General features: G+C 62.2%; 10 protein-coding genes and 1 riboswitch. Of the genes, 5 read left to right on the top strand and 5 right to left on the bottom strand.

Features of this window, described 5'->3' with window-relative positions:
• Positions 1-43: 43 nt before the first annotated feature.
• The gene (locus tag F6X24_RS05640; RefSeq protein WP_151087084.1) at positions 44-379 is read left to right on the top strand and encodes an ASCH/PUA domain-containing protein; all 336 of its coding nucleotides are present in this window, start codon (positions 44-46) and stop codon (positions 377-379) included.
• A gap of 145 nt (positions 380-524) precedes the next feature.
• Entirely contained in the window at positions 525-1259 is a 735-nt protein-coding gene (locus F6X24_RS05635; RefSeq protein WP_151087083.1) for a tetratricopeptide repeat protein, read from the top strand.
• 76 nt (positions 1260-1335) lie between these two features.
• Here the strand turns inward: F6X24_RS05635 and metF are convergent, their stop codons facing one another.
• From metF to F6X24_RS05615, 4 genes are all read right to left on the bottom strand, one after another.
• The gene (gene metF / locus F6X24_RS05630; protein WP_151087082.1) at positions 1336-2313 is read right to left on the bottom strand and encodes a methylenetetrahydrofolate reductase [NAD(P)H]; all 978 of its coding nucleotides are present in this window, start codon (positions 2311-2313) and stop codon (positions 1336-1338) included.
• Between the two features lie 81 nt (positions 2314-2394).
• The gene (gene metH / locus F6X24_RS05625; protein ID WP_151087081.1) at positions 2395-6159 is read right to left on the bottom strand and encodes a methionine synthase; all 3765 of its coding nucleotides are present in this window, start codon (positions 6157-6159) and stop codon (positions 2395-2397) included.
• Positions 6160-6235: 76 nt separating this feature from the next.
• Positions 6236-6344: riboswitch (SAM riboswitch) on the bottom strand.
• A 358-nt stretch (positions 6345-6702) separates the two neighbouring features.
• Positions 6703-8118 carry an SGNH/GDSL hydrolase family protein gene (locus F6X24_RS05620; RefSeq protein WP_151087080.1) on the bottom strand — a complete coding sequence of 472 codons (1416 nt, stop codon included), beginning with the start codon at positions 8116-8118 and terminating at the stop codon, positions 6703-6705.
• A 19-nt stretch (positions 8119-8137) separates the two neighbouring features.
• Positions 8138-9406: an OmpP1/FadL family transporter gene (locus F6X24_RS05615; protein WP_151087079.1), complete on the bottom strand. Its 1269-nt coding sequence runs from the start codon at positions 9404-9406 to the stop codon at positions 8138-8140.
• Positions 9407-9658: 252 nt separating this feature from the next.
• On the opposite strand from F6X24_RS05615, the gene F6X24_RS05610 reads away from it, so the two are divergent.
• Both F6X24_RS05610 and F6X24_RS05605 read left to right on the top strand, forming a co-directional pair.
• Complete coding sequence (locus tag F6X24_RS05610) at positions 9659-12760, top strand: T9SS-dependent choice-of-anchor J family protein (RefSeq protein WP_151087078.1); 3102 nt, start codon at positions 9659-9661, stop codon at positions 12758-12760.
• A 236-nt stretch (positions 12761-12996) separates the two neighbouring features.
• Positions 12997-16284, top strand: coding sequence for a S41 family peptidase (locus F6X24_RS05605; protein WP_229725488.1), 3288 nt, complete (start codon positions 12997-12999; stop codon positions 16282-16284).
• A 114-nt stretch (positions 16285-16398) separates the two neighbouring features.
• On the opposite strand, the gene F6X24_RS05600 is transcribed toward F6X24_RS05605, so the two are convergent.
• Complete coding sequence (locus F6X24_RS05600; protein WP_151087076.1) at positions 16399-16902, bottom strand: hypothetical protein; 504 nt, start codon at positions 16900-16902, stop codon at positions 16399-16401.
• A 289-nt stretch (positions 16903-17191) separates the two neighbouring features.
• Here F6X24_RS05600 and F6X24_RS05595 point away from each other — a divergent pair, with 289 nt between their 5' ends.
• On the top strand, positions 17192-18844 hold the full coding sequence (locus F6X24_RS05595; protein WP_151087075.1) for a TldD/PmbA family protein: 1653 nt from the start codon (positions 17192-17194) through the stop codon (positions 18842-18844).
• Positions 18845-18932: the final 88 nt, after the last annotated feature.

Genomic DNA, 18932 nt, shown 5'->3' with positions numbered 1-18932 from the left:
TAAATTACATAATTCGGCCCTTTTTTACCAGCCTTCCTCTCCTATGCGACCCTATACCTCCTCTCCCACGTCGACCGTTACCACTGCCCGCACGCGCACCCACGAGCTTCAGCTCTGGACGCCCTGCTTCACGGCCGTAGCGGCTGGCACCAAGCCTTTCGACGTGCGCGAAAACGACTGCGACTTTCAGGTCGGCGACGCCTTGTTAATCAGGGAATATGACCCCGACACTCACATTTACAGCGGCCAGACGCTCCTGCGCTGGGTTAGCTACGTAATGCCCGGCGGCGCCTTTGGCGTGGAAGCCGGCTGGTGCGTGCTGGGCCTGGGCAGCATAGCGCCGCTGCCGCCCGGCATCACCGACACCCGCCTGTGGTAGGCAAAGCGCGCCGGCAGGCAGTGGCAGGCGCCCTTGCCGCCGGTGCCTGCGGCGTCCTTTTCCTACTTCCTTCGCTTCGCCTTATTTTTGTCTGGCCCCGGCTTAGCCGTTTTCCTTTTACCAGACTTTCTAACTAGCTATCTACGTGTTTTTTTGGCTAACTCCCGGTGCCCGGCGCGGCGCGGCTCTCCTCTTGTTATTAGCGGCGCTCGGGCTGCCGGCCCACGCCCAAAAAGGCAGCAAAAACACCCCGCCACCGGCGGGACCGCAGCGCTTGCAGCCGCTTTTTGGGGGCCTCACGCTGGCCCAGGCGCAGCAGCTGGTGGGGCCCGCCGTGCTGGCCGATGTAGACCGCAGCTTTCCCTCGCGGCCCGAAGCCAGCAAGTTTTTCAGCCAGAAGGGCTATGAATATCTACAGGAAAACCAGCCCGATACAGCAGTAGTGCGCTTTAACCTGGCCTGGGTGCTCGACCCCAAAAACCCCGAGCCTTACCGGGGCCTGGCCGTGGTGCTGAGCCAGCGGCCCAATACCCCTACCGAAGCCATTCAGGCCCTGGTGCTGCAAGGCCTGGCCGTAGCGCCCACCAACCCGCTGCTGCTCACCGATGCCGCCAATACCGCGCTGGGCCGCTACGAGCAAACCAAGAAGAAGAAGGAGCTGACCCAGGCCAGCGACTACGCCCAGCGGGCCCTGCTGGCCGACTCTTCCAATGCCAACGCCTGGCAAACGCAGGCGCGCGTGCGCTACTACCAGGAAAACTACGCCGGGGCCTGGAAAGCCCTCCATAAAGGGCAGAATCTCAGCCTATCCAGCCTCGATTTTCAGTTCCTGACCGAGCTCATGGCCAAGCAGCCCGACCCGGAAGGGAAGTTTAAGTAATGGTCAATGGTTAATGTTGTTCTGTAATCCCTAGGTCCAGCACAACACTAACCATTGACCATTAAGTCATTAATCATTAAAACAGTCCGGCTGCTACGCGGCGAATAGACTCCGCTTTGCCCATTGAGTAGTAGTGCAGGCAGGGTACGCCGTGGGCCATCAGCTCGCGGCTCTGGTTGAGGCACCACTCGATGCCGACCTCGCGGGCGGCGGCGTTGTCTTTGGCCTGGTGAATGGCCTCGGCCAGCGCCTCCGGAATGCTGAGGAAGAACGCGCGCGGCAAGCCAATAAGCTGGCTTTTAGTGGTTAACGGCTTGAGGCCCGGAATGATGGGTACCGTAATGCCCGCCGTCCGGCAGCGCTTCTCAAACTTGAAGAATTCCTCGTTGTCGAAAAACATCTGGGTCACGATATAGTCGGCGCCCCGGTCTATTTTTTCCTTCAGGAAACGAATGTCCGAACCCATATTGGGCGCCTCGAAATGCTTTTCCGGGTAGCCGGCCGTGCCAATGCAGAAATCGGTGCACAGAATCGGCTCCGCGCCTTCGGGCTGGTACTGCTCGTCGTGGTCGTGGTAGCGGCCGTGGTTGAGGGCCGCAATCTGGCTGATGAGGTCGCAGGCGTAGGTGTGGCCATCGGGGTGCGGCTGAAAGTGGCCTTCGCTCTTAATTGGGTCGCCGCGCAGGGCCAGCACGTTATCAATGCCCAGAAAGTGCAGGTCAATCAGCGCGTTCTCGGTTTCTTCCTTGGCAAAGCCGCCGCAGATAAGGTGCGGCACGGTATCTACATCAAAGCGGTTTTTGATGGCCGCGCAGATGCCCACCGTGCCCGGCCGCTTGCGCACGGCCTTGCGCTGCAACAACCCGCCCGGCCGCTCGCGCAGCACAAACTCCTCGCGGTGGTACGTGACGTCAATAAATGGCGGCTTAAACTCCATCAGCGGCTCGATATTCGCAAACAGGCTGTGGATATTTTCGCCCTTGCGCGGGGGCAGCACCTCAAAGGAAAACAGGGTTTTGCCGTTGGCACGGCGCAGGTGTTCAGTTACTTTCATACACGTAGCGCGGACTCTGCGAGTCCGCGCGTAATAACGTTCGGGTGATGACACGCGCGGACTCGCCGAGTCCGCGCTACATTAGGCCGGGTCGTAGTTCAGGTTCGGCATCAGCCAGCGCTCCAGCTCGGGCAGCGGCATTTTTTTCCGTTCGGCTATATCGGCCACCTGGTCGCGCCCGATTTTGCCGAGGCCAAAATACCGGGCGGCCGGGTGAGCGTAGTACAGGCCGCTCACGGCCGCCGTGGGGTACATGGCCAGGTTTTCGGTGAGCGTAATACCCGTCTGCTTCTCAGCGTCGAGCAAGCGGAAAAGCGTAATTTTCTCGGTATGGTCGGGGCAGCCGGGATAGCCGGGCGCCGGCCGGATGCCCCGGTACTCCTCCTTAATCAGCGCCTCGCCGCTCAGGTTCTCATTGGGCGAATACCCCCAGAACTCTTCCCGCACGCGCTGATGCAGGCGCTCGGCAAAGGCTTCGGCCAGGCGGTCGGCCAGGGCCTTTATCATGATGCTGGAGTAGTCGTCGTGGTCGGCCTCGTACTGCTCAATCAGCTTCTCGATGCCCAGGCCGGCCGTTACGGCAAAGCCGCCGAGGTAGTCGGCCCGGCCGGTTTCTTTCGGGGCTAAATAATCAGAAAATGCTATATTATGCACGCCGGGCGCCTTTTCGCCCTGCTGGCGCAGGGTAAAGAACTCGTCGCGCACCTGCTGGCGGGTATCGTCCTCGTACACCTCGATGGTATCGTAATCGACGGTGTTGGCGGGCCAGAAGCCCAGCACGGCGCGGGCCGTGAGGCTCTTGTTGGCAATGACTTCGGCCAGCATCTTCTGGGCATCGTCGAAGAGGCGGCGGGCGGCCTCGCCCAGGTTCTCATCGTCCAGAATGCGCGGGTAGCGGCCCTTCAGCTCCCAGGTATGGAAGAAGGGCGTCCAGTCGATGTAGCGGGCCAGCTCGTCGAGCGGGTAGTTATCCAGCACCTGCGTACCCAGGAAGCTGGGCCGGGTGATGGGCGCCGTTTCCCAGTCGGCCCGGAAGCCGTTTTGGCGGGCGGCTTCGATGCTGAGGTAGCTTTTCTCGCGCTGGCGGCTGGCGTGGTCTTCGCGCAGAGCCTGGTACTCGTCGCGGATGGTCTGGGTATAGGCCGCTTTGCCCGAGCCGAGCAGGCTGGCCGCCACACCTACTGAGCGCGAGGCATCGTTTACGTAAACCGCTGAGCCCGAGTAAGCGGGCGCAATCTTCACGGCCGTGTGCAGGCGCGAGGTCGTGGCCCCGCCGATGAGCAGCGGCACTTGCAGCCGGCGCTTTTCCATCTCGCGGGCCACGTACACCATCTCATCGAGCGAGGGCGTGATGAGGCCGCTCAGGCCGATAATGTCGGCCCCCTGCTTCTGGGCTTCGTCCAGAATGCGCTCCAGCGGCACCATCACGCCCAGGTCCACGATGTCGAAGTTGTTGCAGGCCAGCACCACGCCCACGATGTTCTTACCGATGTCATGCACGTCGCCTTTCACGGTGGCCAGCAGGATTTTACCGGCCGTCTGGCGCTCCTGGCCGCGCTTGTCGGCCAGCAGGTAGGGCTCGAGGTAGGCCACGGCTTTTTTCATCACGCGGGCCGATTTCACCACCTGCGGCAAAAACATCTTGCCGGCTCCGAACAGGTCGCCGACCACGTTCATGCCGGCCATCAGCGGGCCCTCAATCACATCGAGCGGGCGGGCCAGCTGCTGGCGCACCTCCTCGGTGTCCTGGTCGATAAACTCGGTGATGCCGCGCACCAGGGCGTGCTGCAGGCGCTCGGCCACGGGCAGGCTGCGCCAAGCATCGGCCACCACTTCTACTTTGCCTTTCTGCTTCACCGTTTCGGCAAAGTCCACGAGGCGCTCGGTGGCATCGGGCCGACGGTTGAGCAGCACGTCTTCGCACAGCTCCAGCAAGTCTTTCGGAATCTCGTCGTACACCGCCAGCTGGCCGGCGTTCACGATGCCCATATCGAGCCCCGCCCGGATGGCGTGGTAGAGGAAGGCCGCGTGCATGGCCTCGCGCACCACGTCGTTGCCGCGGTACGAGAAGGAGATATTACTCACACCGCCGCTGGTGCGCACGCCGGGCAGGTTCGCCTTTATCCACTTCACCGCCGCGATAAAGTCGAGCGCGTAGTTGCGGTGCTCTTCCAGGCCCGTGCCCACGGTCAGGATGTTCGGGTCGAAGATGATATCCCCGGCCGGGAAGCCTACTTCCTGGGTCAGAATATCATACGAGCGCTGGCAGATTTCAATGCGCCGCTCGTAGCTGTCGGCCTGGCCGTTTTCGTCGAAGGCCATCACCACCACGGCCGCGCCGTACTGGCGCACCAGCCGGGCGTGGTGCCGAAAGCGCTCCTCGCCCTCTTTCAAAGATATGGAATTTACTATACTCTTGCCCTGCACGCACTTCAGCCCGGCCTCAATCACGCTCCACTTCGAGGAGTCAATCATGATGGGCAGGCGGGCAATGTCGGGCTCCGAGGCGATGAGGTGCAGGAAGGTCGTCATCACGGCCTCCGAGTCGAGCATGCCCTCGTCCATGTTGATGTCGAGCACCTGCGCACCGTTTTCTACCTGGTCGCGGGCCACGGCCAGCGCCGCCTCGTAGTCGCCCGCCCGAATGAGCCGCGCAAACGCCCGCGAGCCCGTCACGTTGCAGCGCTCGCCGATGTTGACAAACAGGCTCTCGGGCGTGATGTTGAAGGGTTCGAGGCCGGCGAGGCTAAGCGACGTATGCGGATTGAGCGTCGCCCCATCCACGAGGCCATCCACCGACACTTCAACACTTTCGGAGGCCACCGTCCGCGCCGGGTACTTAGCGGCCAGCTTTTTCAGCTCGGCAATGTGCTGGGGCGTGGTGCCGCAGCAGCCGCCCACCACGTTGAGCAGGCCTTCCCTGAGGTAGTCCTCGACCAGCGCCGCAAATTCCTGGGCGCTCTCGTCGTAGCCGCCGAAGGCATTGGGCAGGCCCGCGTTGGGGTAGGCCGACACGGGCACGTCGGCCAGGCGGGCCAGCTCGCGCACGTACCCCTTCAGCTGGTCGGCGCCAAGCGCACAGTTGAGGCCCACGCTCAGCAAAGGCAAGTGCTTGATGCTGTGCCAAAAAGCCTCCACCGTTTGGCCGCTCAGGGTGCGGCCCGAGGCATCGGTGATGGTGCCCGAAATCATAACCGGCACCACCCGGCCGCCCTCGTTGAAAAACTGCTGCACCGCGAAGAGCGCGGCCTTGGCGTTGAGCGTATCGAAGATGGTTTCGATGAGCAGCGCATCGACGCCGCCTTCCACAAGGCCGCGCGCCTGCTCCAGGTAGGCGGTAGCCAGCTCGTCAAACGTCACGGCCCGGAAGCCGGGGCGATTCACATCGGGCGAGAGCGAGGCGGTGCGGTTGGTAGGGCCGATGGCGCCGGCCACGAAGCGCGGCTGCCCCGGTGTGCGGGCCGTAAACTCGTCGGCCACCTCGCGGGCCAGGCGCGCCGACTCGTAGTTCAGCTCATATACTATGTGCTCCAGGCCGTAGTCGGCCTGCGCAATGGTAGTGCCCGAGAAGGTGTTGGTTTCGACCATATCGGCCCCGGCCTCAAAATATTCGGCATGAATGGCCCGGATAATGTCGGGCCGCGTCAGGCTCAGCAGGTCGTTGTTGCCGCGCAGCGGGCGCGGATGGTCGGCAAAGCGGGCACCCCGAAAGTCTTCTTCTTCGAGCGGGTAGCGCTGAATCATGGTGCCCATGGCACCATCCAGCACGAGCAGGCGCTGGCGCATAAGCGCAGGCAGCGGAGAAACAGCGGTAGAGTCTGGGGCAACAGCGGCAGCGGCGGACATATTCTTTCTGAAAGCAAAACAGGTGCAAGCAGCTCCTATCCAGAAAGAAAGCCGCGCCGGGCGGCGCAGGTTCCGGCTGATATCTTCTCCGGCCTAAGTGACTGGCCGAACAGGAGTTGGCACCTACTCGGGGTAGGTTGCCAAGACGTCATCGGGCCTGGTCCCTCGGTCTTTCTGGATAGCAGCGACTACGAAGATAAGCACGCGGCGCGAAATGCCGACTATCGTAGTCCAGCGCGGTTTCGGCCTCCGTGCATGGCCGGGCAGTAGCGCGGGCTTTCAGTCCGCGAGTACCCCAAGCCTCCCACAGCAAAGTAGGGCCCTGTAGAGACGCATCCTTGCGTCTCGGCGTTGAACGACCAGAGCTGCGCTTTCAACAACGCCCAGACGCTGCACCCGGCTATATATTGCTCCCTGATTTGCTTTAACTCGCGGACTAAAAGTCCGCGCTACCGGAAAGCTACCAAGCAGCTACCAACCCTAAAAAAAGCGCCTCCAGTTCGGGAGGCGCTTTTCAGTCAGCTTCAATACCGGAGCTACAACTTAGGGCAGCAGCACGCCCCGGTAAATGTTGGGGTCCAGGCTCGGGATAGTTGAGCCGTAGTAATTGTTAATTACCCGAATCCACTCGTTGGCCACTACGGCGTAGCCGCGGGGCGTGGGGTGCACCCCATCGAGGGAGAAAAGGTTGCCGGTCACGAAGGCAGCCGAGTTGTTTACGGCATTGGTCGTAATACCCCGCGTGGCAATACTGGTAAAGAACGTGCTCATATCTACAACCGGCACTTTAAAGCGCAGGGCAGTTTTAGCAATAATCGTGTTGAGCTGCGCCGTGCGCGCTACTACTGCGGCAGCTTCCGTAGCATCGAGCACATACTTGCTGGGCAGGGGGTTGGCCTGCGTAGCCGAATAACCCACGCCCACTGGGAAAGGGTTAGTGGTGCTGGGCGTACCAATAACGGACTGGGCCGGCAGCGTCAACAGGTCGGCCGAGGTAGCCTCACGCACGGTGCCGGTGCCCGTGGTGATGTACAGGCTGGCGCCCGCTGCATTGGGCAGGGCCGGGTTGGCCTTGATACCGGCAATTACTGTGGCAACCGGCACCGTGGTGAAATACGGAATATTCGTCACGTTCGGGATATTCGCCACCGCACCCTTCACCGTACCAGCTTTGGTAATGGTAGAGAGAATATCGCGGTAGCCCCGCCCGAAGCTGGTGGTATCGGTCATGTTGCTGAACGGGTTGGCCGGGTCTACCACGCCGCCATTGGTGGCGTAGGTAAGCACGTCGTTATTACCCAGCCAGCAGGTGAAAAAAGTCGGATTTTTCTGCCCGATGTACGTCACGTAGTCCTTGCTGCCCCGGTCGGCCGGCGGCAGCAGGCGCTGGTAAAAGTTATTGAGGGTGCCGTAGGCCTGAGCAGCCCCGGCTATCAGGGGCACCGTAGAGGCTTTGGCACTGGCGCTTAGCACCGAAATACCGGGCACTCCCAGGTTGTCGGGCTGGTTGCCGGTATAGGCTTCCAGCTCAGACGGGAAGGTAGGGTTAGCCCCCGTGTAAGCTACTTGCTCACCTAAGTAGCTATTGGCAGCCGACGGCACCACCGGAGCCAGCGCGCCATTTACCACTTGCAGCTTAATGTAGCCCGAGCCATCTTTTTTGGCGCTCGAAAAGGCGGGCTGCACGAAGTTGGCCGGGCCCTTGCCGGTAGTGCCAAACTGCTGAGCCAGCAAAGCCGGGTAAGAAACGGCCTGCACTTCGTTGTAGAGGCCACCGTCGCTGTAGCCCGAGGTGAGCGAGTTGCCGATTGCTACGTAGCTCGTGAAGTCGAGCGGGCCGGCCGAAGCAGCCGGGGCAGTTGCGTCCAGGTTAGACTGGCAGCCGGCCAGACCCAGGCCCAGGCCTAGTAGCGCCAGCGCCGGCCGGGCAGTTTTATGCAGAGGGAATAAAGTCGTCATGGGTAGGAAAATGACAGGATTAGAATTTCATGTACAGCCCTACGCCGGGCACGCTGATGGTCGTTTTGTAGGTGCCGGCCACGCGGTCGGTCGTACCATTGCTGATGAGGTCATCCTGCGTCTGGCTGCGCTTCATAAAGTCTTCGAACAGGAAGGAGGCATCGAGGCCAAAGCGCTGACCGAAGGCGTACGTGAAGCCGGCAGTCAGGCCCAGGCGGTCGGCATCGGGCGTTTCGGGCGTTACGAAGCCGTCCCGCACGCAGCTCATGTCGTAGAAGGTACCGGCCCGCACTGTAAAGTTGTCGGTAATCTTGTACTGCGCTCCCACCCGGAAAGCCAGGGCGTCCTGGTACTCGCGCTTGGAAGAAGAAGTAGCGGCTCCTCCCAGCACCCCGCCGGCGTACGTAAAGTCGAGCGACTGGTAGCGGCTCCAGCCCACGAGGTTGGCGTCGAAAGCCAGCGTCAGCTTATCGTTGGGGCGGATACCCAGGCCTACGCTATATACATCGGGCAGGGGCAGCGTCACGTCGAAGCTGGTTGCCGAGAAGTTGCTGCGGGCCGAGGCCGGCAGGTTGGTCAGTGTAATGTCGCCGCTGCCCACGTGCGCATCAATAGCCGAGCGGTAGCTGATGCCCAGGCTTAGCTTTTCCGATGGCTTAAACAGAATGCCGGCATTATAGCCCAGCTTGTGGTCGGCATTGCCGGTGAGCTGCGCGTGCGCCGGCGTCGTGCTGCCCTGCGCCTGCAGGGGTATATCACGCTGCAGGTCTACGCTGCCCATAGCCAGCATCACGAGGCCCGCGCCCACGCTCACCTGAGGCGTGATGGCATAGGCCGCCGTAGCCTGCACAAATACCGAGCGCAGGTTGATGTCGGTGAGCGCATAGCGCCCTTCCCAGCCCGGCTGGTAATGCACCTCGCTGCCAAAAGGCGTGTACACGCCGGCCCCAAGGCGCCATTTGCCTTCCTTCGGGCCGAAGCCGATGAAGCCGCTAAAGGGGAATACATTGGTATTCTGCAAATTACGCTGCCCCTGGTCGGCCGCATCGGGCCGAAAGGAGATGCGCGGAATAGCCATGTTGCCGCCCACCTGAAAGCCGGTAGGCGCAAACGCAAACGCGCCGGGGTTGTAAAACTGCGAAGCCTGGTCGAGGTACAAGCCAGTACCGGTGCCGCCCATAGCCACGTTCTTCTGGCCGGTGAGGCCTACCTGGAAGCCGCTGGCCTGGGCTCCCGATGAGGCTGCCAGCAGCGCCCCCCCTGCGAGGAGTATAGATTTGACTTGCATAGAATGCAAAAAGTTAGGTGGGGAAGAATGAGGTGCTAAATGTAATGCGGTTTTTTAAATAAAGTAGTAGGCGCGCCTACTACTTTAAGCTTAATCCAGCACGAATCTACACGATTTACGCTACTCACCCGAGCCAGCGCAAAAAAGTAAGCAATTTGGAAACAGTAAGGCCGCATGAATATAAGGTGAAAAATACTATTTTTGCCGGGTAGTAAATCCATCAGCTGTTCACCTTCTTTCCTCTGTTTCCACATGATGAAATGTTTCCGCTCTTTTGGCCTGGCCGGCAGCCTGCTGCTGGCTGCGCTTGGGGTCAGGGCCCAGGCTACGCTTGGCACCAGCCCCTACGTCGAGAATTTCGACAATTTATCGCGTGGCTTACCAACGGGCTTCAGCGTATACACCAATGCGTCGGCTACCAGCCTGGGCACGGCGCCCACCGCGGCGCAGCTTATCCTCACGCCGGGCACCACCACGGCCTGGACGGCTACCGGCGCAGGCTTCAAGAACTTTGCCTCGGCCACGGGCCTGGGTAGCGCCGCCACCATTGCGGCCCAGACGGCCGCGCCCAACCGCGCCCTGGGCGTGCGCCAGACGGGCTCGTTTGGTGATGGCACCAGCACGGCTACCCCGCCCACGGGCGCCGGCCCGGCCTTTGTGTTTCAGGCCGCCAACACGACCGGCAAAACCGACTTCTCACTGACTTTTAAGCTGCAATCGCTGGACAGCACGTCTACCCGCACGGCTACCTGGCAGGTTGACTATGGCCTGGGTGCCGCCCCAACCTCGTTTACCCCGGTAGCCTCAAGCACGGCCACTACCGGCAATGCGACGTTCTCCAACAACACCGTAACCGTCAGCTTCGACACCCAGCTCGACGACCAGAGCGGGCCGGTAACCATCCGCATTATCGCTCCCAATTCCACCATTGGCTCGCTCAACCGCCCCAGCTCGGCTATCGACGACTTTTCGCTGAGCTGGAACACGCCTTCCGCCACTACGCCCACCCTCAAGGCTACGCCCAACACGCTGGCCTTCGGCAGCCAGAACATCACGACCTCGTCGGCGGCCCAGACCTACCAGCTCACCGGCGCCAACCTGACGACGGCCACCACGCTGACAGCTACCGGGCCATTTACGCTTTCCAAAAACAACACTACCTACAGCGCTTCGCTGAGCTACACCCCCGCCGAGCTGGCTACTGCCCAAACGGTGTACGTGAAGTTTGCGCCTACCGCCGTGGGTACCACCACGGGCAGCATTACCCATACCAGCACCGGGGCCGTTACGCGCACCGTTACGCTGACCGGTATCGGGGCCGACCCCAACCAGACGCTGTTTGAGTTTAATACCTGCGCCACTACGCTCACCGATGGCTGGAGCCAATACAGCGTAACCGGAGCCCAAACCTGGAGCTGCACCAGCTACGGCCGCGACCCGCAGGCCCCGGCCGGCGCCGCGCCGGCCCCCTACGGCGTGCAGATGAACGGCTACGCTTCGGGCAATATTGAGAACGAAGACTGGTTTATCTCGCCGGCTTTCGACCTTACCAGCTACCCCTACCCGCTGCTCTCGTTCTGGAGCCGCACCGCCTTCAACGGCCCCGGCCTGAAGCTGCGCGTATCGACCAACTACAGCGGCACGGGCGCGCCCAGCGCCGCCACCTGGACCGACCTCAACGTGCCGTTCCCGGCCATGGGCTCCGATATCTGGACGCAGACCGCCAACATCAACCTGGCAGCCTTTAAAGGGGCCAAAGTCTATGTAGCGTTCGTGTATGCTTCGACTACGTCGGCCGCCGCCCGCTGGACGCTTGACGATATTTCGCTGACCAAATCGGCCACGCCGCCTGCCCCCACGGTGCTGACCGACGTGAACCGGCTGGCCTTCGGCTACCAGGCCGTGAGCACCAGCAGCACCCAGACGGTGAACGTATCGGCCAACGACCTTACCGGCGACGTAACCCTCACCGCGTCGAACGCCGGCTTCACGCTCTCCAAAGACGGCACCACCTTTGCCAGCACCCTCACCCTGACCAAAGCCGAGGTGAATGCCACCAGCAAGCCCGTTACGGTGCGCTTTCTGCCCACTACAGCCCAAACCACCTACAGCGCTACCCTTACGGTGACCACGGCCGGGGCAGCCGCGCCAGCCACCGTAGCCCTGAGCGGCGACACGTATGACCTGAACAAGACCCTGGAGCTGGTAAACTGGAACGTGGAATGGTTTGGCTCAGTAGTAGCAGGCCACGGCCCCACCGATAAAGCCCTGCAGCAAACCAATATTGCAAAGGTGCTGACCACGCTCAACGCCGACGTGTATGCGCTGGCCGAAGTAGTAGATACCGTACGCCTGCAAAATGTGGTAGCCCAGCTCTCGACGGCTACCGGCCATCCGTATAGCTTCCAGGTATCGCGCTACGGCTCCTACGGCGACAGCCCCTCCGACCCCGACTACGTGGACGACCAGAAGCTGGCTTTCGTGTACCGTACCGATGTCGTGAGCAACCCCACTTTTATGGGGATGCTGCGCTGCACTGAGGTGCAGGCCTGCCCGGCCTACAATGCCTGGGCCGGCGGCCGCTTCCCGTACAAGATGACGGCCAACGTTACGCTCGATGGCGTAACCAAGAAAGTAAATTTCATCGTGATTCATGCCAAGGCCAATGCCGCCAGCACCTCGCCCAACGACTACGCCCGCCGCAAGCTGGCCTCGGAGCTGCTGAAGGCCGAGCTGGACACAAACCACGCCAATGAGAACACTGTTATCGTGGGCGACTACAACGACGTGCTCAACGGCACCATTGCCACCGGGGTAACGCCGGCCGTTTCGTCGTACAACAATTTCATGGTCGATGCCAGCTACCTGCCCATCACGCTGCCGCTGGCCCAGGCCGGCCTGCAATCGACGGCCAGCTTCAAAACGGTGATTGACAACGTTATCGCCAACAAAAACATGGCTCCGTACTACCTCAATGGCACGGCAGCCGTGCGCACCGATGTAGCGGCCCAGATTGCCGGCTACAGCACGACCACGTCGGACCACTACCCGGTTTTCTCGCGCTATACCTTCACCGGCAACGCGCTGGCTACCCAGGCCGCGCGCACCGTCTCGCTGGGCCTGTACCCCAACCCGGTAACCAATACCCTACGCCTGGAGGTACCTGAAGCCGGTACCAGCCTGAGCCTGAGCGTGTATACCACCACGGGCAGCCTCGTGCTGAAGGGCACCGGCTCGGTCGAGCAGCTTAGCCAGCAGCTCAGCCAGCGTGTGGGCAGCCTGGCCGCCGGCCTATACGTGGTGCGCGTTATCGGCACGCAGCAAACCTATACCAGCCGCTTCCAGAAGCAATAGCAGTTATCAGCAGCCTGCCCAAGGGCTGCGACAGCGATGAAAAGGGTTCTGACCTGGCGGTCAGAACCCTTTTTTATGCATTTTTTACCCGCCGGCCGGCACTTGCCAGGCAGCTGTGCAACGATTGCAGGCCAGCGCTCTACCTTGCAGCCTCCACGCTTACCGCCACGGCTATGCAGTTGCAAAATATATTTAAAAACGTATACCTCCCCCGCCTTTGCCAGCCTTTGCTGCTAGTGCTGCCAGCCGTGGGGCTGGCCGCCCCGCCGGCGGCGCTACCCTCGTTTTCGGAGCCGGGTATCTCGCCCGACCGCCAGGAAATCGCTTTCGTATCGGGCGGTGATATCTGGACGGTGCCGGTGGCCGGCGGCGAGGCCCGGCTGCTGGTGGCCCACCCCGCCACCGAGAGCCGCCCGCTGTATGCGCCCGATGGCAAGTCGCTGGCGTTCATCTCGACGCGCACCGGCAACGGCGACATCTACCTGCTCACCTTCGCCTCGGGCGAGCTCAAGCGGCTGACCTTCGACGACGGCCTCGACCAGCTCGACGGGTGGTCGGCCGACGGCAAGTATCTGTACTACTCCTCGACCAGCCGCGATATATCGGGCATGAACGATATTTACCGCGTGCCGGTAGGCGGCGGCACCCCCACGGCCGTATCGGCCGACCGCTACGCCAATGAGTTTTTTGCCGCTCCCAGTCCGGATGGCAAAACGCTGGCTTTTGCGGCGCGGGGCGTGGCCTCCGGCCAGTGGTGGCGGCACGGCCACAGCCACCTCGACGAGTCGGAAATCTGGCTGCGACAGGAGGGCAAGAGTGGCCCCACCTACACCGGCCTCACCCACGGGGGCTTTAAGGCTCTGTGGCCCATGTGGGGCCCGGCCGGCCAAAAGCTGTTTTTCACCAGCGACCAGGGCGGGGCGGAAAACATCTGGACCATCGGCCTGGATAAGGTGGCCTCGCAGCCGGTAACAAATTTCAAGGATGGCCGGGTGCTGTGGCCCAGCATTTCGGCCGATGGCAAGCTCGTGGTATTTGAGCGCGACTTCGCCATCTGGACCCTGAATACGGAGAATGGCCAAGCGCAGCCGGTGGCCATTCGGCGGCGGGGCGCGCCGGCCAGCCCGAGCGTGGAGCGCCAGCGCTTCACCGACCGCCTGCAGGAGCTGGCGCTCTCGCCCGATGGCAAGAAAGTGGCCTTTATTGTGCACGGCGAGGTGTTTGCGGCCTCGGCCGCCGACGGCGGCGAGGCCACCCGCCTCACCACGACCGTGACGGCCGAAACCGACCTGGCCTGGACGCCCGACAGCCGCCGCCTGGTGTATGCCTCGGCCCGCGACGGGGCCCGGCATTTGTACAGCTACACCTTCGCCACCGGCCAAGAAACCCGCCTTACCAATGCCGCCAAGAACGATGCGCAGCCCCGCTTTTCGCCCGATGGCAAGCTGCTGGCCTTCGAGCGCGACGCCAAAGAACTGCGGGTGCTGGACCTGGCCAGCAAGCAGGAGCGGGTGGTAGGCACCGGCCGCTTTGGCCGCCCGCCGCTGAGCGCCGAGCGCTCGTTCGTGTGGTCGCCCGATGGCCGGTGGCTGGCCTTTGCGCCGGCTGGCGCCCGAGGCTTCACCAACGTAGAAGTGGTGCCCGCGGCCGGCGGCGCAGCCCGCCCGGTGAGCTTTTTGGCAAATACCAATAGCAACTCGCTTTCGTGGAGCCCCGATGGCAAGTACCTGCTTTTTGATACCGGCCAGCGTACTGAGGATGCCCAGATAGCCCGCGTCGACTTGCAGCTGCGCACGCCGCGCTTCCGCGAAGACCAGTTCCGCGACCTGTTTAAGGAGCCGGTGCCCGGCCCCGTTTCTCCCGATAAAAACCAGAATCCGCCCGCCAAGCCCGCCGCGCCGGCTACCCCGGCTCCCCTGCCAGTGGCGGCGGCCGACTCGGCAAAGCCAGCAAGCCGCGCGACTGCCAGGGCCGGCAAAGGCCGGAAAGGTGCGCTGGCTACCGCCGGCACTCCGCCGGCCAAACCGCCCGTTACTATCACTTTCGACGATATTCGGCGCCGGCTGAGCCTCGTGCCGGTGGGGGTCGATGTGCGCTCGCAGCGCATCAGTCCGGACGGCAAGTGGCTGCTGCTCACGGCCACGGTGTCGAACCAGACCAATCTTTATGTTTACCCGCTCGATGAGCTGAGCAAGGAGCCCACCACCGCCCGCCAGATTACCTCTACGGCCGGTCCCAAGCGCGAGGCCCAGTTTTCGCCCGACAGCAAGGAAGTCTATTTTCTCGACCAGGGCCGCATTCAGGTGGTGCCTGTGGAAACCGGTAAGGGTACGCCCCGCGCCGTGGCCGTGGCAGCCGAGCTGGACGTGGACTTTGAGCAGGAGAAAAACGTGGTGTTTGACGAAGCCTGGACCTACCTGCGCGACTTCTTCAACGATGCTACCTTCAACGGCACCGATTGGCCGGCGCAACACGCGAAGTTCGCGCCCTACATCGCCGGGGCCCGCACCCCGGATGAGGTACGCCGCCTGGTAAACCTGATGATTGGCGAACTCAATGCCTCGCACTCGGGCATGGGCCCGGCGGCGCCGCCCACCGGCACCGTAGCTCCGGCCACGGGCCGCCTGGGGGTGCGCTTCGATGCTACCGAATACGAGCAAAACGGCCGCCTGCGCCTCACTACCGTGCTGCCGCTGGGCGCGGCGGCGCTGGCGGGCCTCAAGCCCGGCGACGTGCTGCTGGCCGTGGATGGCCACCCCCTCACGGGCACTACCAACCTCGACGAGTTGCTGCAATACAAGGTGGGCCGCCGCACCACGCTGCGCGTTTCGGCGGCCGATGGCAAGGAGCGGGAGGTAGTGGTGCGCCCGCTCAGCCGCGAGACGGAGAAGGCCCTTGACTACCGGCAGTGGGTAGAAGAGCGCCGCGCCTACGTGGCCCAGGCCAGCGGCGGCCGGCTCGGCTACGTGCACATGTTCGATATGTCGGCGGCCTCGCTCTCGCAGCTCTACCTCGACCTCGATGCGGAAAACATGACCCGCGACGGGGTAGTGGTAGACGTACGCAACAACAACGGCGGCTTCGTGAACGTGTACGCCATTGATGTGCTGGCCCGGCGCAGCTACCTCAGCATGGCCAGCCGCGACATGGCCACGCCCGTGCCGGCCCGCAGTGCCCTCGGCCAGCGCAGCCTGGAGCTGCCCACGGTGCTCGTCACCAACCAGCACTCCCTGTCGGATGCCGAGGATTTCAGCGAAGGCTACCGGGCCTCGAAGCTGGGCAAAATCGTGGGCGAGCCCACTGGCGGCTGGATTATCTTCACCTCCGGCACCACCCTGCTCGACGGCTCCTCGCTACGCCTGCCCACCAGCACCGTGCGCTCGACCCGCGACGGCAAGGTGATGGAAATGAACCCCCGCCCCGTCGATGTGCCCGTAACCCGTCCCATCGGCGAGAGCTACACCAGCCACGACTCCCAGCTCGATACGGCCGTGAAGGAATTGCTGGGTCAGCTTGGCAAGTAGTTTACATAGTTATTTTTTAATATTTACTAAATTCAAGACGGCATCCTGCTGAACTTGTCGAAGCAGGATGCCCTCTTAAATTCAGTAGTCCTAAACCGCTTCATTAACTAAAAATCATTTCACAACATCAACCGCGGCCTCCCCACTGCTGGCCGCTACGGGCGGCAGCTGCACATCGAACGCCACTTTTGCCGCAAGCGGCAGCTTGGGCAGCAGCACGTAATACACAACGTTGGTAGCGGTGCTGCCTCCGTCGGAGGCCAGCTTGACGGTGTAGATGTAGCCGGTGCAGGTCTGGGTTACCTGCTGCGCCAGCAAGTGGCAGCCGGCGGGCGTCCGGGTTTTGCCGGCCAGTAGGGTATGGGTCGTAAAATCTATCGCGGGCAGCTTTTTGCAGGCAAAAAGCGCCTGGTACTCGGCTTTGGAGTTGATAATGTACTCGTTGGTTTGCCCCACGTTGGGTACGGGCTCGATAATGTTGAGCTGCAGGCCGGTCACCTGGGCGGTCGTCACGTCGGCCGAGGCATTGCAAGGCACCACATCGTCCTCTTTTTTGCAGCTGTTGCTCATCGTCAGCAGGCTAAGACTACCGAGCGCAAGGAGTTGACTTACTTTCATAAACGGGCAACCTCGGGTGAGAAAGGGAGAGCGGGCAAGAAATATAGCAGCCAGCGCGCGAAAGTCAACCCCTGCGTAAAGTGACACTCGGAGCAGCCCTGCCGCCCTGCTTTTACGCGGCAGGGTTTGAAAGAGCGACAGCAAGCCCGGAGCAAAGAATTTTTAAGCTAATTCGGCAGCAGGAGCAAGCCGGGGCTGCAACGTGCCAGCAGGCAGGCTGTCTTTTTCGTGAAAAAAATGCCATCTTGCCGGCCGGTTTTTGTCGGCTGCCTTTAATTTATTTTCCGCTTTGAAACGACGCGATTTTGTGGGCCTTACTGGCCTTGCCACCGGCGCGCTGCTGCTGCCCAATTTTCCCGGCTTCGGCGGCACGCTGGTTGACCCCGCCCGCCTGCTGGAGCCCGGCCTCGATGTGGCTCAGAAAAAGCGCCTGGCCGACGTGGCCCTGAACGCCGCCAAAAGCGCCGGCGCCAGCTACGCCGACGTGCGCATCGGCCGCTACCTCAACCAGAGCATCTTTACCCGCGAAAAGCAGGTGCAGAACATTGCCAGCGGCGAGAGCTTCGGGGCCGGTGTGCGCGTGATTGCCAGTGGCAGCTGGGGCTTCGCCGCTACCAACAACGTGAGCGACGCTGGCCTGGCTCAGGCCGCCCGGCTGGCCGTAGCCATGGCCAAAGCCAACGCCAAAACTCAGAAAGAGCCGGTAAACCTGGCTCCGCAAAAGGGCTACGGGGAGGTAAGCTGGAAAACGCCCATCAAACAGAATGCCTTTGAGGTGCCGGTAGCCCAGAAGGCCGACCTGCTGCTGGCCGCCAACGCCGCCGCGCTCGGCAACGGGGCCAACTTCGTCAATTCTTCGCTCTTTCAAATTAATGAGCAGAAGTACTTTGCCAGCACCGACGGCTCGTACATCGACCAGGATGTGCACCGCATCTGGCCCACGTTCTCGGTCACGGCCATCGACCGGGCCAGCGGCAAGTTTAAGACCCGCGACGCGCTGAGCTCGCCCATGGGCCTGGGCTACGAGTACCTCGCGCCCCAGGCCGCCGACAAGGTAGCCGGGCCCGCCGGCACCGGCCTGGTGGGCTACCGTAACAGCTACGACATTTTGGAAGACGCGGCCCTGGCTGCCCGCCAGGCCAAGGCCAAGCTTACGGCCACCTCGGTGCTGGCCGGCAAGTACGACCTCGTGCTCGACCCCAACCACCTGGGCCTCACCATTCACGAGAGCATCGGCCACCCGCTGGAGCTCGACCGCGTGCTGGGCTACGAGGCCAACTACGCGGGCACCAGCTTCGCCACGCTCGACTGGAAGAAGAAGAATATCCCCTACGGCTCGAAGAACGTGACCATTGTAGCCGACAAGCTGCAACCCGGCTCGCTGGGGGCGGTGGGCTACGACGACGAGGGCGTGAAAACCAAGGAGTGGACGCTCATCGACCAGGGCAAGCTGGTGGATTATGAGAAAATCCGCGACCAGGCGCACATTGTGGGCCAAACCGCCTCCGACGGCTGCTGCTACGCCGACTCGTGGGGCACGGTGCAGTTCCAGCGCATGCCCAACGTGAGCCTGCGCCCCGGCGCGGCCAAAATGAGCGTGGATGAGTTAATCAGCAAGGTTGACAAAGGCATCTATATTGCCGGACGCGGCTCTTACTCCATTGACCAGCAGCGCTATAACTTTCAGTTTGGCGGTCAGGTGTTCTACGCCATCGAAAAAGGCAAGATTGCCGGTATGCTCGACGACGTAGCCTACCAGGCCAATACCCAGGAGTTCTGGAACTCGTGCGCGGCCGTGTGCGACCAGAGCGACTACCGCTTGTTCGGCTCGTTCTTCGACGGCAAGGGCCAGCCCTCGCAGGTATCGGCCGTGAGCCACGGCTCGGCTACCTCGCGCTTTAATGCGGTGAACGTCATTAATACGGGGCGCAAGATTGGATAATTTTAAATGTGAAAATGTGGCCGATGTGGAAATGTGGGAAATGAGCTGCTTGGTACCGACTATCGTTTCAGCTACTCCCACAACTATT

This window comes from Hymenobacter baengnokdamensis, assembly GCF_008728635.1.
Taxonomy (GTDB): Bacteria; Bacteroidota; Bacteroidia; order Cytophagales; family Hymenobacteraceae; genus Hymenobacter; species Hymenobacter baengnokdamensis.
Note: the sequence above shows the minus strand (reverse complement) of the source record. Positions and strands in the feature narration are given on the sequence as shown.